This window comes from Mesorhizobium tianshanense (genome assembly GCF_007830515.1).
Taxonomy (GTDB): Bacteria; Pseudomonadota; Alphaproteobacteria; order Rhizobiales; family Rhizobiaceae; genus Mesorhizobium; species Mesorhizobium tianshanense.
In genome coordinates this window covers 102463-116499 of the sequence record NZ_VLKT01000022.1, presented here as the reverse complement: position 1 = coordinate 116499, position 14037 = coordinate 102463, and the positions used below count along the sequence as shown (strand labels likewise).

At 62.6% G+C, this 14037-nt stretch carries 12 protein-coding genes and 1 pseudogene; 7 read left to right on the top strand and 6 right to left on the bottom strand.

The window, feature by feature from the left end; translation table 11 throughout:
- Positions 1-240: pseudogene (locus IQ26_RS39955) on the top strand (group II intron reverse transcriptase/maturase); the annotation flags it as partial.
- 105 nt (positions 241-345) lie between these two features.
- On the opposite strand, the gene dnaQ reads toward IQ26_RS39955, so the two are convergent.
- The 5 genes from dnaQ to IQ26_RS18580 all read right to left on the bottom strand — a co-directional run bounded on the left by dnaQ (position 346) and on the right by IQ26_RS18580 (position 4201).
- Positions 346-1068, bottom strand: a complete 723-nt coding sequence (gene dnaQ / locus IQ26_RS18600; protein ID WP_145719819.1) for a DNA polymerase III subunit epsilon — start codon at positions 1066-1068, stop codon at positions 346-348.
- 86 nt (positions 1069-1154) lie between these two features.
- Positions 1155-1757, bottom strand: a complete 603-nt coding sequence (gene coaE, locus IQ26_RS18595; protein WP_145719824.1) for a dephospho-CoA kinase — start codon at positions 1755-1757, stop codon at positions 1155-1157.
- A 5-nt stretch (positions 1758-1762) separates the two neighbouring features.
- On the bottom strand, positions 1763-2617 hold the full coding sequence (locus tag IQ26_RS18590) for a shikimate dehydrogenase (protein ID WP_145719818.1): 855 nt from the start codon (positions 2615-2617) through the stop codon (positions 1763-1765).
- The gene (locus tag IQ26_RS18585; RefSeq protein WP_145719817.1) at positions 2610-3209 is read right to left on the bottom strand and encodes a Maf-like protein; all 600 of its coding nucleotides are present in this window, start codon (positions 3207-3209) and stop codon (positions 2610-2612) included. The genes IQ26_RS18590 and IQ26_RS18585 overlap by 8 nt, the downstream gene beginning before the upstream one ends.
- A gap of 170 nt (positions 3210-3379) precedes the next feature.
- Positions 3380-4201 (bottom strand): pyruvate, water dikinase regulatory protein, encoded by an 822-nt coding sequence (locus IQ26_RS18580; RefSeq protein ID WP_145719816.1) that lies wholly within the window; start codon positions 4199-4201, stop codon positions 3380-3382.
- A gap of 402 nt (positions 4202-4603) precedes the next feature.
- On the opposite strand from IQ26_RS18580, the gene hemE reads away from it, so the two are divergent.
- The 3 genes from hemE (at position 4604) to rho (ending at position 7606) form a co-directional block, all read left to right on the top strand.
- The gene (hemE, locus tag IQ26_RS18575; RefSeq protein ID WP_145719815.1) at positions 4604-5632 is read left to right on the top strand and encodes a uroporphyrinogen decarboxylase; all 1029 of its coding nucleotides are present in this window, start codon (positions 4604-4606) and stop codon (positions 5630-5632) included.
- The gene (hemJ, locus tag IQ26_RS18570) at positions 5629-6171 is read left to right on the top strand and encodes a protoporphyrinogen oxidase HemJ (RefSeq protein WP_145719814.1); all 543 of its coding nucleotides are present in this window, start codon (positions 5629-5631) and stop codon (positions 6169-6171) included. The genes hemE and hemJ overlap by 4 nt, the downstream gene beginning before the upstream one ends.
- Before the next feature lie 169 nt (positions 6172-6340).
- A complete protein-coding gene (rho, locus tag IQ26_RS18565) occupies positions 6341-7606 on the top strand; it encodes a transcription termination factor Rho (protein WP_145719823.1) in 1266 nt (421 codons plus the stop codon).
- 75 nt (positions 7607-7681) lie between these two features.
- On the opposite strand, the gene IQ26_RS18560 is transcribed toward rho, so the two are convergent.
- Positions 7682-9700 (bottom strand): thioredoxin domain-containing protein, encoded by a 2019-nt coding sequence (locus tag IQ26_RS18560; RefSeq protein ID WP_145719813.1) that lies wholly within the window; start codon positions 9698-9700, stop codon positions 7682-7684.
- Positions 9701-9763: 63 nt separating this feature from the next.
- Between IQ26_RS18560 and mnmE the strand changes: the two genes are divergently transcribed.
- From mnmE to rsmG, 3 genes are all read left to right on the top strand, one after another.
- Positions 9764-11095 (top strand): tRNA uridine-5-carboxymethylaminomethyl(34) synthesis GTPase MnmE, encoded by a 1332-nt coding sequence (gene mnmE, locus IQ26_RS18555; RefSeq protein ID WP_145719812.1) that lies wholly within the window; start codon positions 9764-9766, stop codon positions 11093-11095.
- Positions 11096-11494: 399 nt separating this feature from the next.
- Entirely contained in the window at positions 11495-13369 is a 1875-nt protein-coding gene (gene mnmG / locus IQ26_RS18550; protein WP_145719811.1) for a tRNA uridine-5-carboxymethylaminomethyl(34) synthesis enzyme MnmG, read from the top strand.
- Positions 13366-13998 carry a 16S rRNA (guanine(527)-N(7))-methyltransferase RsmG gene (rsmG, locus tag IQ26_RS18545; RefSeq protein WP_145719810.1) on the top strand — a complete coding sequence of 211 codons (633 nt, stop codon included), beginning with the start codon at positions 13366-13368 and terminating at the stop codon, positions 13996-13998. The genes mnmG and rsmG overlap by 4 nt, the downstream gene beginning before the upstream one ends.
- Positions 13999-14037 lie beyond the last annotated feature (39 nt).

Sequence of the window (14037 nt, the reverse complement as noted above, 5' to 3'; positions counted from 1 at the left end):
CTCGACCAGTGGATCAGGCGAAGGCTTCGATCCATTGCATGGAAGCAATGGAAGCGCGGGCGCACCCGCTTTGCGGAGCTGCGTCGCCGGGGCGTCGGGCACGAGCTGGCGGCACAAACCGCCGGCAGCGCGCATGGTCCCTGGCGCATCAGCAACAGCCCAGCGCTCGCCATTGCCCTGCCGAACGCTTTCCTCGCAAGCATCGGCCTCGCTTTCCTCGCCCCTGCCAATGCCGCATAACCAACCGAACCGCCTTGTACGGGCCCGTACGCAGGGTGGTGTGGGAGGGGAGGAACCGCAAGGTTCCCCCCTATCCCGATTGAGAAGTCGGCGGGACAGTCAAAATCACTGTGCCACAGAACTCGCTTCCGGGGCGACGCGCAGCCAGAGCGCCTTTTCGCCGAGCGTGCCGACCATGCTCGCGTGAGCGATACGATCTGCATCGGTCAGACGAGACGGCAGCGCTATCGGCCGGACGTCGATGCTGATGTCGATGTCTTCGACATTTCTCCTTCCGGCAGCCGGCGCCGTGGCGCTGTCCAGGATAAGCGCCGCCTGCTTGCCGCCGATAAGCTCGATATAGACTTCGGCCAGCAATTCCGAATCGAGCAGCGCGCCGTGCTTGGTGCGTCGGGCATTGTCGATACCGTAGCGGCGGCACAGCGCATCCAGCGAATTAGGGCCCATGGGGTGCTTGCGGCGCGCCAGCGCCAGCGTGTCGACGACACGCCCGGGGTCGACGACAGGATGGCCAAGCCGGCCGAACTCGACATTGAGGAAGCCGATATCGAAAGTGGCATTATGGGCGACCAGCTTCGCACCGTCGATGAAGGCGAGAAATTCCTCGGCGATGTCCCGGAAAGTCGGCTTGCCCATGAGATCGGCGGCGCTGATGCCATGAACGGCCTGCGCGTCAGCATGAATCGGCCGCCCTTGCGGATTGATGTAATGATGGAAGGTGCGGCCGGTCGGGAAACGATTGACCAGCTCGATGCAGCCAAGCTCGATGACCCGGTCCTCGCGGGAATCGAGACCGGTGGTTTCCGTATCGAAGATGATCTCTCGCATCGAATCAGTCCGTTTGGTTTCGACGTCATTCTAGCCGAATCATGTTGGGAACAAAATGGCAACAAGCAACGTTGGCTGCAAGCCTCTTAACGGGGCCTGCCTACCTTATCCCCGACCAGTTCGGTGACGATTGCATGGACAGCCGCGCGCGCGGCATCGAAGCCTTGTCCGGTGTCGATGACGAAATCGGCGGCCTCGCGCTTTTCTGCGTCGGGAACCTGCCTAGCCAGGATCGACGCCAGCTTTTCTTCCGTCATGCCCGGTCGCGCCAGCACGCGGGCGCGCTGGATTTCGGCCGAGGCGGTGACGACCACGACCTTGTCGACTCGGCCGCGGCCGCCGGTTTCGAACAGCAGCGGGATATCAAGAACGACAAGCGGTGCGCCGGCGGCGCGGTTCCTCGCCAGGAAGGCGTCGGCGTCGGCGCGGACGAGCGGGTGGATGATGGCTTCCAGCCGTTTCAGCGCGGCGGCATCTTCGAGCACCCGCTCGGCCAGCTTTGTGCGGTCGACCGACCCGGATAGTGTGGTTCCGGGAAAAGCCGCTTCCACCAGCGGAGCCGCCTTGCCGGAGTAGAGGCGGTGCACCGTCTCGTCCGAATCGTGGACGGGCACGCCGGCCTCGGCAAACATCTTTGCCGTGGTCGATTTGCCCATGCCGATCGATCCGGTGAGGCCGAGCACGATCATGTTTTTCATTCTTTGGTCATTCCTTGGGCACCGAGATCGGCGACGATGATCCGCCGCAATTCGGCGGTGACCTGCGGCCTGATGCGGAACCAGCGTTCGAAGCCGGGCACCGCCTGATGCAGCAGCATGCCGAGTCCGTCGACTGTCTTCAGGCCCCGCGCTTTGGCTGCGGCCAGCAACGGCGTTTCCAGCGGCACATAGACAATGTCGGTGACGATGGCATGATCCGGCAGCCTGGCCGGATCGGCGGACAGGCCTTCATTGCCATGCATGCCGAGCGCTGACGTGTTGACCAGCAGGCCGGCATCGGCAAGCAGTTCGCCGGTCGCGGCCGTGCCGTGGGCCGAGACCCCGGCGCCGAAGCGGTCGCGTAGTTCCTCGGCGCGGGCGAGCGTCCGATTGACGACGCGGATGTTGCCAACGCCGCGCTCAATCAGCGCATGGATGACCGCGCGGGAGGCGCCGCCGGCGCCGAGCACCACGGCCGGACCATTGTCGGCCCAGCCCGGCGCATGCTCGTCAAGATTGGCGGCAAAGCCATGGGCATCGGTGTTGCCGCCCCACAAATCGCCGTCCTCGAACCACAGCGTGTTGACGGCGCCGATTTGTTCGGCCGCATCGTCGCGGCGCGCCACCAACGCGAAGGCGGCCTCCTTGTGCGGGATGGTGACGTTGCCGCCACGGTAACCATTCGCCTCGAGCGTCCTGACGAAATAGGCAAAAGCGTCCGGCGCGACGTCGATGGCCTGGTAGCTGCCGTCGATGCCGTATGTCGCCAGCCAGTAGCCATGGATCTTCGGCGACCGCGAATGCGCGACCGGGTGGCCGGTGACGAAGGCCTTTTTCGCGGTCTCAGCCATCGATGGCTCCGAGCTCACGCAGCTTGGCCAGGACTGGCAGAAGCGGCAGGCCGACAATGGTGAAATAATCGCCTTCTATTCTTTCGAACAGTTGGATGCCTTCGCCTTCGATCTGGTAGGCGCCGACGCTTGCCAAGGCCTTGGCGCCGACGCGCGCCAGATGGCGGCCGATGAAGGCGGGATCGAGCTTTCGCATGGTCAGGCTGGCGACGCTGACATGCCGCCACAGAACTGCGCCGTCGCGGGCGAGCACGACGGCGCTGTTGAGCTGATGGGTCTTGCCAGACAGCGCCAGCAAATGACGGCGCGCGCCTTCCATGTCGGCCGGCTTGTGGAACACTTCGTCGCCGAGCGACAGCGTCTGGTCGCAGCCGAGCACCAGGGCGCCGGGCTTTCGCTCGCTGACCTCGGTGGCCTTGGCCTCGGCAAGCACCAGGGCGACATCCTCCGGCGACACACCGCTGTCTTTTAGTGGCGCCTCAAGCGCGCGCTCATCGACTTCCGCCGGGATCGCCTCGATGGCAACGCCGGCATTGACGAGCATCGCCTTGCGGAACGGACTTCCCGAAGCAAGGATGATTTTTTCGGTCATTTTTTATCGCCCGAATCCTGACGCTCACTAGGATGAGTCGAGATTCAGGTCAGGCCGCGCCGAAAATGGTGGCTTCCGAGAACCGGAGCGGAGCGTACTTTTCGTACGTGAGCACCGGAAGCGCAGGAAGCCGCCGTTTGCAGGCCGGCATCACCTGAATATCACACGCCCTAGCGTGTCTTGCCGCGCAGGGCAACAATGGCCGCAGCCGTCTCTTCGATCGAGCGGCGGCTGACGTCGATCATCGGCCAGCCATGCCGGGTGCATATCTGGCGGGCATAGGCGAGTTCCTCGGTGATCGCGGCGCGGTCGACATAGTCGGTCGGCTCGTAGGCGCTGGTGTTGCCGAGGATGCGGTTCTGGCGGACCTGCGAGATGCGCTCTGCGGTGGCGATCAGCCCGACGATCAGCGGCGTCTTGGCATTGACCAGGCTTTCCGGCACCGGCACGCCGAGCACGATCGGGATGTTGGCGGTCTTGATGCCGCGGTTGGCGAGATAGATGCTGGTCGGCGTCTTCGAGGTGCGCGAAATGCCGACGAGCACGATGTCGGCGTCGTCCATATTGGCCGGCAGCTGGCCGTCATCATGCTCCATGGTGAAGTTGAGCGCGTCGATGCGGCGAAAATATTCGGCATCGAGGACATGCTGGGCGCCGACGCGGCGACCGGCCGGCGTGCCGAGATAGGACTGGAACACAGCCAGCACCGGTTCCAGCACGGAGACGCAAGGCAGGCCCATGGCCGCGCAGCGTTCGTCGATACCGCGGGCAAGGCTCTGATCGACAACCGTATAAAGGATGATGCCCGGCTCCTCCTCGATGTCCTCGAACACTTTCGTTACCTGTTTTTCGGTGCGGATGAGCGGATAGATATGCTCGATGGCGCGCGCATCCTTGTATTGCGCGGAAGCCGCGCGGCCGGCCGCCAGCAGCGTTTCACCGGTGGCATCGGAAATCAGGTGAAGATGAAAGAAGCTCTGGGGTTTGTTCACAGGGGTTTGTTCCAAGCTGTGGGCCGATGTGGATAAGGTCGGCCGGAAAGATCGGTCGGTTTGGAACGACTGTATCAGATGGCGGCTTGTCCACAATTCGATGCGCTGTCGGCTTCGTCGGGTGACTGGGGACAAGTCCGGGGACGGGTTTTTTGCTTTCGCCCTATCCACAGGGCCGATCATTCATCTGGAAAGCCAAGCCACTGACTCGACGGTGAAATTTCCGACTGTCCCCAAAGTCCTCCTATCCAGCAAAAGAAGCACGCGACAATATGCTGGCTGGCCTTTTCAGGGGCAAAGCGGGACAGGTGACAACCATCGATACCAACAGACTCTTAGAATCAGAAGATTCCTAGAAATAGAATATTTAATTATAGAGAAGCCTGGAGAGGCGAGCGCCGAATGCCTGAAAACCGCATCATGCTGGACGTGCTAAAAGGCAAGACGGTATCTCCCCCGCCGCTCTGGATGATGCGGCAAGCCGGTCGCTATCTGCTGGAATATCGAGAGACACGAAGGCGGGCCGGATCGTTCCTCGATCTTTGCTACGATCCCGATCTTGCCGTGGAAGTGTCGCTGCAACCGATCAAGCGCTTCGGCTTCGATGCATCGATCCTGTTTTCCGATATCCTTGTCGTGCCGCATGCGCTGGGCCGCGACGTGCGCTTCGAGGAAGGACGCGGCCCACTGTTGACGCCGATCTCGGCGGCCGAGATTGCGGCTCTGGATGGCGAAACGTTTCACGTGAATCTCGAACCGGTCTATGAGACGGTCAGACGATTGCGGGCAAAACTGCCTGATGAAACGACGCTGATTGGCTTCTGCGGCGCGCCGTGGACGGTGGCGACCTACATGATCGCTGGCCACGGCACGCCCGACCAGGCGCCAGCGCGGCTGTTTGCCTATCGCGAGCCGGCCGCTTTTTTGCAGCTGCTGAAGGTGCTCGCCGATCAATCGGCCGGCTATCTCATCCGCCAGATCGAAGCCGGCGCCGATGTGGTGCAGATCTTTGACTCGTGGTCCGGCGTTCTCGATGAAGTTTCCTTCGAGGCCTTTTGCGTCAGGCCGGTGGCGCAGATCGTCAGGCAGGTTCGGGCCGTGCATCCCAAAGTTCCGATCATTGGCTTTCCCAAAGGCGCCGGTGGGCACTACCGGAGTTACCGCCAGAAGACCGGAGTGACGGGGCTGGGGCTCGACTGGACCGTGCCGTTGACGACGGCGCGGGAGCTGCAGCGCGATGGCGCCGTGCAGGGCAATCTTGATCCGTTGCGGCTGGTGGCCGGCGGCAAGGCGCTTGCCGCCGGCGTCGAGGCGATCCTCGGGGCGTTAGGCGGTGGGCCGCTGATCTTCAATCTAGGCCATGGCATCACGCCGGAGACGCCGATCGCGCATGTTGAGGCAATGGTGAAAATGGTGCGGAGCGCTTCATGACGATGATGGGAAAAGGCACTGCGGATGGCGGCGTGGCGGCGATGCGCCGTGCGGCGATCGCGATTGCGGTTTTCCTCGTACTCGCTGGGCTGCTGTTCTTGTTTGGGCCTGACGATTTCTATCCCTGGGCAAAGGCGATCCATGTCATCGCCGTCATCTCCTGGATGGCGGGCATGCTCTATCTGCCGCGGCTCCTGGTCTATCATTCCGACGCCGAGAAAGGTTCCGTCCAGTCGGAAACCTTCAAGGTGATGGAGCGCCGCCTGCTGCGCGGCATCATCAATCCGGCGATGACCGTCACCTGGGTGTTCGGCCTTTGGGTGGCCTGGAAAGGCTTTGGTTTTCAGGGCGGCTGGCTGCATGCCAAGATCGCCGCGGTGCTTGGCCTCTCGGCCGTTCATGGCTACCTGGCCGGCGCGGTGCGCAAATTCGCCGAGGACCGCAATGAAAAACCGGCGCGGCACTGGCGGATCGTCAATGAGATCCCCACATTGCTGATGATCGTTATCGTCGTCCTGGTCATTGTGAAGCCGTTTTAAGGCTTCGGTGACGTGCAAAAGGCGGCTTGCTCTTTCAACCGACCGACGATAAAAGACGGGTCTTCCTTCCCGTCATGCGCCGCCCCCATTCATCGCTTCGGCCGCGCCCGGCATTTGTCGCATCCCGCCGATATTTCCCCATACTTACTCACTCAGAGTCCGTCTAATGATGCAAGAAATGAAACTCACCGAGTTCAAGAACAAGAAACCGCCAGAGCTGATCGCCTATGCCGAATCGCTCGAGGTCGAGAACGCCAGCGTAATGCGCAAGCAGGAGCTGATGTTCGCGATCCTGAAGAAGCTGGCGACTCAGGATATCGAGATCATCGGCGACGGTGTGGTCGAAGTGCTGCAAGACGGATTTGGCTTCCTGCGCTCGGCCAATGCCAATTACCTGCCGGGTCCGGACGACATCTATATTTCGCCGTCGCAGATCCGCCGGTTCTCGCTGAAGACCGGCGACACGGTCGAGGGCCCGATCCGCAGCCCGAAGGAAGGCGAGCGCTATTTCGCGCTGCTCAAGGTCAACACGATCAATTTCGACGACCCGGAGAAGATCCGCCACAAGATCCATTTCGACAATTTGACGCCGCTTTATCCGACCTCGCGGCTGAAGATGGAAATGGACGTCCCGACTTCGAAGGACATTTCGGCGCGCGTTATCGACCTTGTGGCGCCGCTCGGCAAGGGCCAGCGTGCGCTGATCGTGGCGCAGCCGCGCACCGGCAAGACGGTGCTGTTGCAGAACATCGCCCATTCGATCACCACCAATCACCCGGAATGCTATCTGATCGTGCTGCTCATCGACGAGCGGCCGGAGGAAGTTACCGACATGCAGCGATCGGTGAAGGGCGAGGTCGTCTCCTCGACCTTCGACGAGCCGGCGGTGCGCCACGTCCAGGTCGCCGAAATGGTGATTGAGAAGGCCAAGCGCCTGGTCGAGCACGGACGCGACGTCGTCATCCTGCTGGACTCGATCACCCGCCTCGGCCGTGCGTACAACACGGTGGTGCCGTCATCCGGCAAGGTGCTGACCGGTGGTGTCGACGCCAATGCGCTGCAGCGGCCGAAGCGCTTCTTCGGCGCTGCCCGCAACATCGAGGAAGGCGGCTCGCTGACCATCATCGCCACCGCGCTGATCGACACCGGCAGCCGCATGGACGAAGTCATCTTCGAAGAGTTCAAGGGCACCGGCAATTCGGAAATCGTGCTCGACCGCAAGGTGGCGGACAAGCGCATTTACCCGGCCATGGACATTCTCAAGTCCGGCACCCGCAAGGAAGACCTCCTGGTACCCCGCCAGGACCTGCAGAAGATCTTCGTGCTGCGCCGCATCTTGGCGCCGATGGGAACGACCGACGCAATCGAGTTCCTGATCGACAAGCTCAAGCAGACTAAGACGAATGCTGATTTCTTCGATTCGATGAATACGTAAGGGTCGGCAGGGTTGGCCCGTCTTGCCTTCTCCCACAAGGGGGAGAAGGGAGAGCGCGCGAGCGAGCACCTCGACCTACCGCCGGCGCAAGAGGCGCTTCAACTCCTCAGCGTCCGTTATCACAGGCAGACAGACCTGCCCGGTGCACAGCCAGGCGCCGGCCTTGCCGGTTGGCGGCAGAACGCCGCCTGGGAGCATCGGCAGGTTTGTCGCCGAACCGACCGGCACGATAATGTCGGTCCGGCGCGGGTCCGGATTTCGATTCGCAACCGGAACAAGCTCCGGGTTCTCTGGGTTGTCCACCAGCACCAGCTTCAAAGGCTCGATCGCCAGGGCACAGGCGTTGACGACGCCCGCCTGGCCGTAGGCTTGATGCGCCGCACGGCCGGCCGCATGTTCCGCGGCCCTCCAGGCCTTTTCCTGCAGATCGAGATCGCCGGTAAGGGAAGACAGCCGGACCATGGCCTCGATGACTTGGCCGGTGGCTGACGGGATGGCCTCGTCGACATCGCCCCTGATGCGGATCGGCACATCCGTGCTGTCCGACGCGGTCAGATAGTAACCCGTGTTGTCATCGTCGCGATGCCATTGGTCGAGTTGCGCGATGAATTGACCGGCTAGATCGGCGTAGTTCGATGTGCCGGTCGCTTCGAACAACGAGATCGCAGCGTTGGTCATGGCGGCGTAGTCGCTGGACAGCGCGGGAAACAGTTTTTTGACGCCGAGCATCGAATGCGGCAAGCGGTTGTCGCGACCAGCATCGGCAATGGCGGCAAAGGCCTCTTCCGACGCCTCGATCCAGTCGGTCCGGCCGAGCGCACGCCCCGCCTCGGCAAGAGCCGCGATCATCAGACCGTTCCAGTCGGTCAGGGCCTTGCCGTCACGCCCAGGCCTGACGCGCTGCTCTCTGGCTGCCAGCAGTTTTTCTTTCATCGGGATGAGCTGCTCATGATCGACCACGCATCGCGTTTGCTGGGCTTCGGTCTGATGGACGATTGGTTTGCCTTCCCAGCCATGCGGTTTGGAAAGCGTGAAGTACTTGAAAAACAAGGCTGATTCGTCGCCAAGAACGGTCTCGATCTCATCTCTGTTCCAGGAGTAGAACAGCCCCTCCTCGCCCTCGCTGTCGGCGTCGAGGCTGGCGGCGAACGCACCGCCATTGACGCGCATCTCGCGCAGAAGCCAACGAACAGTCTCTTCGATTCGTACCCGGAACAATTCGTTGCCGGTCGCCGCATAGGCCCAATTGCACAGCCGGATGAGCTGAGCGTTGTCGTAAAGCATTTTTTCGAAGTGCGGCACCAGCCACTCGGCATCGGTCGAATAGCGGCTAAGCCCTCCGCCGATATGGTCGTAGATCCCACCCGCCAGCATCTTTTCGAGGCTGAGCAGGACGGCATCGCGATGGGCTGTGGCTCCGTCGCGCAGCCAGGACAGCCAGAGCGTGTGCATGAATGGCGCGTTGGGGAATTTGGGCGCGCCGCGCAGCCCCCCCAGATCCCTGTCGATCATCCCGTCGACGCCGTTAGCGAGCGTCGCGAGCGTGTCGCGGTCGAGCACCGCCTTGGGATGAGCGCTCGCCAGCCTCGCCTCGATGTGGGTGGTTAAGCCGTCGGCGCTTTGGTTAACGCTTTCTTTCTTGTCGCGCCACGCCTTGTCGACCGCCTCGAGCACCTGGACAAAGCCTGGGCGGCCGTAACGGGCCTCGCGCGGAAAATAGGTGCCGCCCCAGAAGGGCTTGCTGTCTGGCGTCAGGAACATGGTCAATGGCCATCCGCCCTGCTCGCCCATCGAGGACAGTGCTGCCATATAGATCTGGTCGATGTCCGGCCGCTCCTCGCGATCGACCTTGATATTGACGAAGAGACGGTTCATGACGGCGGCGACGTCGTCGTTCTCGAAGCTCTCATGCGCCATGACATGGCACCAGTGGCAGGCGGCGTAGCCGACTGAGAGCAGGATTGGCCGCTCCAGCGTCTTTGCCTCGGCGAGCGACGCTGGTGACCACGCCCGCCAATGCACAGGATTGCCGCTATGCTGCTGCAGATAAGGGCTGGCCTCTTTGGCAAGTAGGTTCTGCGCGGGCAACGTCACGGTCGGGCACTCGGCAATTGTCGGTGAATAAGCGAAGCTAGGGCGGTTGTGCTAGGTCGGCAAATGATTTCAGGTGATTCCATTGTTGCCTTGTCGAGCGGTCGCCTGCCCGCCGGCGTTGCCGTGATCCGCATTTCCGGTTCGAAAAGTCGATTCGTGATCGAAACGATTGCCGGCTCGAAGGCCATGAACCGGGTTGCGGCCTATCGTAAGTTCAGGGCACCCGACGGTTCGGTGCTCGACAGCGGCCTAGCCGTTTTCTTCGCCGCGCCCAACAGCTTCACCGGCGAGGACATCGCGGAATTCCATGTCCATGGCGGGCGCGCCGTCGTGGCGCGGATGCTGGAGACGATCGCCGGCTTTGACGGTGTCAGGCATGCAGAGCCGGGCGAGTTCACGCGCCGCGCCTTTCTCAATGGCAAGGTCGATCTGGTCGAGACAGAGGCGCTGGCCGATCTCGTCAATGCCGAGACCGAGGCACAACGGCGCTTTGCCGTGCAGAATGCCGAAGGTGTTCAGAGCGAGTTCTATCTGGGCTGGCGCCGGCGGCTCATCCATGCGCGGGCGATGATCGAGGCCGAGCTCGATTTTGCCGACGAAGACGACGTACCCGGTTCCGTTGCGGAGACTGTCTGGGCGGACGTCCGGGCGATGGTCGACGAGATCGAACGTCATGTCGGGGGCTTCCGGGCCGCCGAAATCATCCGCGACGGGTTCGAGGTCGTCATCCTCGGCGCGCCGAATGCCGGTAAATCAAGCCTGTTCAACGCACTGGCGCGGCGCGAGGCGGCGATCGTTACGGAAGAGCCCGGCACGACCCGCGATCTGCTCGAAGTGGTTCTGGATCTGGAGGGCATGCGCGTCAGAGTGACCGATACGGCCGGCCTGCGCGAGGCTCCCGGCAGGATCGAAGCCATCGGCGTCGAAAAGGCAAGGAGCAAGGCTGGGACTGCCGATTTGTTGCTCGTACTGGAGGATATGGTGGACCCGATCGCAGCGGGTGCACTGCCGACCTCCGTCCCGACATTGAGGGTCGGGACAAAAGTCGATCTGCTACAGGACAGATCGGAGGCGTCCGCGCTTGCGGCACAGTACGACGCGGCGATATCCACCAAGGACGGCACAGGGCTAGCAGAGTTGCTGGCTGAGATCGGCCGTCGCGCCGCGGCGCAGGTTGGCCAGGCCGGCGATATCCTGCCGTCACGACTACGGCACGTCGAGCTCCTCAACGAGACGAGACGCTTCCTGCTCGTGGCCGTGACAGGCAAGCGTGGACAGGAACTGCGGGCCGAGGAATTGCGCCTTGCGGCGGATCGGCTTGGCCGGATCGTCGGGGCTGTCGATGTCGAGGATATGTTGGATGTCATCTTCGCGCAGTTCTGCATCGGCAAATGACTCACGTGAAACATTTTAGGGCGGGAAGAACGCGGCGATGCAGATGGAGCGGCGGCGATCCTTCGTATCCCTCTGTCCTGCCGGAAATCTCCCCCTCGAGGGCCCACGAGGGGGGAGATTGGCAGCTTCACCGTCCCGCCTCTCGTTCAGCGTTGGAGATTGGCGAAAGCGGAGATGACGGCCGGTCTCTCCCGGTGGGGGAGATTTCCGGCAGGACAGAGGGGGCACTGTCCCACCGGCGTCTCGCTTGCTTCCGAGGAATCAGCGCTGTGATTCACGTGAAACACCGCGCAATCAACGGAGACGGCATTGTTTCACGTGAAACGATTCGTCGAGCATCCTTGACAGCGCAGGCTCTCGGGGACATGTGTCGGCGACTTCTGAATCTGGAACACTGAAATGACCGATCACTTTGATGTGGTTGTGGTGGGCGGCGGCCATGCCGGGTGCGAGGCGGCCAGCGCTGCCGCGCGCGCCGGCGCGAAGACGGCTTTGGTGACGCTGCGCTTCGATACGATCGGCGTCATGTCCTGCAATCCGGCCATCGGTGGCCTCGGCAAGGGGCACCTGGTGCGCGAGATCGATGCCATGGACGGGCTGATGGGCCGCGTCGCCGACGCGGCCGGCATCCAGTTCCGTCTGCTCAACCGCCGCAAGGGACCCGCAGTCCGCGGCCCGCGCACGCAAGCGGATCGCAAGCTCTATCGCCTTGCCATGCAAGCAGCGATTCGGGAGCAGAACGATCTCGACGTCGTCGAGGGAGAGGCGCTGGATTTCGAAATCTCCAATGGGCGTATCGCTGCGGTCCTGCTGGCCGGAGGCCGCAGGCTCGCCTGCGGCGCGGTGGTGCTGACGACCGGCACCTTCCTGCGCGGGTTGATCCATATTGGCGAGAAGAAGATCGTTGCCGGCCGGATGAACGAACAGGCCAGCCTCGGTCTGTCTGCCTCAATGGCGCGCGCGGGCTTCAAGCTCGGGCGGCTGAAGACGGGCACGCCACCGCGGCTGGATGGCAGGAGCATCGATTGGGCGTCGCTGGAAAGCCAGGCAGCGGATGAGGATCCGGTGCCGTTCTCACTGATGACCGACCGCATCGAAAACCCGCAGATCAACTGCGGCATCACGCGCACGACCGGCGCCACGCATGAGCTGATCCGCGCCAATCTGGGCCGCTCCGCCATGTATTCCGGCTCGATCGAGGGGGTGGGGCCGCGCTACTGCCCGTCCATCGAGGACAAGATCGTCAAGTTCGGCGACCGCGAAGGTCACCAGATCTTTCTCGAGCCGGAAGGGCTGGACGACGATACCGTCTACCCGAACGGCATTTCGACCTCGCTGCCCGAGGACGTGCAGCTCGACATTCTGAAGACCATTGCGGGATTGGAGCATGCTGTCATGCTGCAGCCCGGCTATGCCATCGAGTATGACCATGTCGATCCGCGCGAGCTCAGGCCGACGCTGGAAACCAAGCGGGTTGGTGGTCTTTTCCTCGCCGGTCAGATCAACGGCACCACCGGCTACGAGGAGGCCGGGGCGCAGGGGCTGCTCGCCGGCCTCAACGCCGCGCGGCAGGCATCGGCAAGCGATCAGATCGTGCTCAGCCGCACCGAGGCCTATATCGGGGTGATGGTCGACGATCTGACCAGCCGCGGCATCGCCGAGCCCTACCGCATGTTCACCTCACGGGCCGAGTTCCGGCTGTCGCTGCGGGCCGACAACGCCGATGAGCGGCTGACGCCGCTGGCCATCAAGTTCGGCATCGCTTCGCAGGAGCGGATGCAGCGGTTCAACGACGTCGTGCAGGACCTTGAAAAGGCGCGCAAGCTTGCGCTTAGCACGACCCTGACTCCGAACGAAGCGGCGCGCCATGGACTCGAGATCAACAGGGACGGTGTGCGCCGCTCCGCCTATGAGTTGCTGGCCTATCCGGGTGTCGATGTTGCGTGGTTGGCCCGAATCGCCCCGGAATTTGCTGCCATCGATGCCAAAACGGCGGAACGTCTCGAAACGGAAGCGAAATATTCAGTGTATCTCGACCGCCAGCAGGCCGACGTCACGCAGATCAGGCATGAGGAGAGCCGGCTGATTCCGGATTCGCTCGACTTTGCCTCGGTTCCGGGTCTGTCCAACGAGCTGAAGCAGAAGATGCTGGTGCGCCAGCCGCGGTCCATCGCTGATGCTCAGCGTATGGAGGGCATGACGCCGGCGGCTCTGGCAATCATTGTCGCCCACGTCCGCAATGCCGAGGCGGCTGCGCGAAGGGATGTTGCGTGAGCGCTGCCTCATGGACGAGTCTGCAAAAGGCTGCCGGCCCGGTTTCACGTGAAACATTCGATCGCCTGGTCGCGTTCGAACAAGTTTTCCAAAAGTGGAACCGCCGGATAAACCTGGCGGCGCAATCGACGCAGGACGATGTCTGGCGCCGCCACATCCTTGACAGCGTGCAGCTTGCGCGAATCAAACCGGACGCGAAGCGCTGGGTCGATCTGGGTTCGGGTGGCGGTTTTCCCGGCCTTGTCCTTGCCTTCCTGCTTGCCGGGCGAGACGGCGCCAGCATCGATCTGATTGAAAGCAATCGGAAAAAAGCATCGTTCCTGCAAGCGGTCGTCGGGCAATTCAACCTGCCCGCGAGAGTCATAGCGCGGCGCATCGATGACGCCTATCCGCTTGTTTCGACACCTCAAATCGTGACGGCCAGGGCGCTGGCGTCGCTTTCGACCCTGCTCGACCTGTCGGCGCCGTGGCTGGCGACGGGCGCACGCGGCCTGTTCCACAAAGGCCGGGATTACCGCGCCGAAGTGGCAGAAAGCACTCAACGATGGTCGTTCGATCTGATAGAACATGCCAGCATCACCGACGCTCAAGGCGTCATCCTCGAACTGTCTGATCTGCGACGTGTCTGATCTGCTTATGGCGACCTCGGAATGAATTTCTGGCATAGA